Origin of the sequence: Flavobacterium sp. UBA4854 (genome assembly GCF_002399805.1) — a bacterium.
GTDB lineage: Bacteria > Bacteroidota > Bacteroidia > Flavobacteriales > Flavobacteriaceae > Flavobacterium > Flavobacterium ginsengisoli.
On record NZ_DHEI01000149.1, the window covers coordinates 12,202 to 13,891 of the forward strand.

Consider the following 1,690-nt stretch of genomic DNA (forward strand, 5'->3'; position numbering starts at 1 on the left):
TATCATGAATTGGCCAAAATTATGCATCAAAATGGCGGACTTTGCTTTGTAGATTTTGCAGCTTCTGCACCATATGTCAAAATCAATATGCATCCAAAAGATCCAGAAGAACAATTGGATGCGATTTTCTTTTCGCCTCATAAATTTTTAGGCGGACCAGGAACTTGCGGTATTTTGGTTTTCAATGAAAAACTATACCAATCCGATTTTCCTGATAATCCAGGTGGAGGCAACGTAAAATGGACCAATCCTTTAGGAAAATATTGTTACAGCGATGTTATAGAAGTTAGAGAAGATGGTGGAACCCCAGGTTTTCTGCAAGTTATTAGAACTGCTTTGGCTTTAGAATTAAAAGAGCAGATGGGAGTGGAAAATATTAAAAATAGAGAAAAAGAATTGCTCGATCTCTGTTTTTCTAGACTACAAAAAATACCCGGATTATCTATTCTAGGAGATTTAACAACAGAAAGAATTGGCTGTGTTTCTTTTGTAATCGAAGATATTCACTACAATTTGATTGTAAGGCTTTTAAATGATCGTTTCGGGATTCAGGTTCGCGGAGGCTGGTCTTGCGCCAGTACTTATGCGCATTATCTCTTCAATATCAATGAAAAGAAATCGGCTGAAATTACCAATGAATTATTGCAGCGAAATCAGACCAATAAACCAGGTTGGGTTCGTTTATCCTTGCATCCCATTACGACCAATGAGGAACTTTTTTATATCTGTGACGCAATTGAAAAAGTAGCGTTGAATTATAAAAAATGGAAAAAAGATTACGAATACAATTCGGTTTCAAACGAATTTGAAAATCCCAAGATAAAAGATAATATAGAAAAAGAGGTAAAAGATTGGTTTAAGTTAGATTAGTTAGTAGTAGTCCTAACAGGTTTTCAGAACCTGTTAGGTTTTAACCATAGAAACATAGATTTTTCTATTTTGTAGAAAGACTTAGAAATAAACTAGTTTCTCAAATCGCTATGTTTTTGAACAACTGAAACGCAATTATAGATAAAATTATCTTTCTATGTGTTTAAAATTTATTTACTAATCGATTCGATAATTTTTTCTCTATGCGCCAATCCCCAATTGACTAAGGTTTCGGTAACAGGAAGCACCGATTTGCCATATTCGGTAATGGCATAAACGACAGTTGCTGGTTTGGTATTTTGTTCAGATCTGGTAATGAGTAAATTGGTCTCCAATTCTTTGAGTTCTTTACTGAGCATTTTAGCCGAAATACCATCAATTTCACGTTGCATTTTTTTAAAATGAATCACCTGATGCGTTCTGTTGGTTAAAAACCTTAGAATCATCAATTTCCATTTACCGCCCAAAACATCAAGACTGTCACGCATTGCCATAAGTTCTTCAGAACAATTGGCTTCGCGAAGCACTCCATTATCGTTAATTTTTGCCATACTAGTATCTATTTGGTAACCGGTTACCTTGGGTTAACCCATAACAAAAATAAAGCATTGCGGCGATACTTTTGTAAACTAAAATGATAAAAATGAAAGCAATTGTATTACAGGAAAACCGAGAATTTAAGCTGGAAACAGTAGCAATTCCACAACCTGAACCACATCAGATTCAGGTAAAAATTATGGCTTCAGGATTTAATCCGATTGATTATCAAATGACCGAAAACGGCTCGGAAAGAAAGCTAATACATTCGCCAATTTTAGGA

General features: G+C 34.9%; 2 protein-coding genes. One reads left to right on the forward strand and one right to left on the reverse strand.

Translation table 11 applies throughout. From position 1 onward, the window contains the following. Window positions 1-870 (forward strand): aminotransferase class V-fold PLP-dependent enzyme (locus B3J44_RS21590; protein WP_286971356.1); only part of this gene is annotated, 870 nt, incomplete at its 5' end. A 170-nt stretch (window positions 871-1,040) separates the two neighbouring features. On the opposite strand, the gene B3J44_RS21595 is transcribed toward B3J44_RS21590, so the two are convergent. Further along, a complete protein-coding gene (locus B3J44_RS21595; protein ID WP_198856530.1) occupies window positions 1,041-1,421 on the reverse strand; it encodes a winged helix-turn-helix transcriptional regulator in 381 nt (126 codons plus the stop codon). Between the last annotated feature and the right edge of the window lie 269 nt (window positions 1,422-1,690).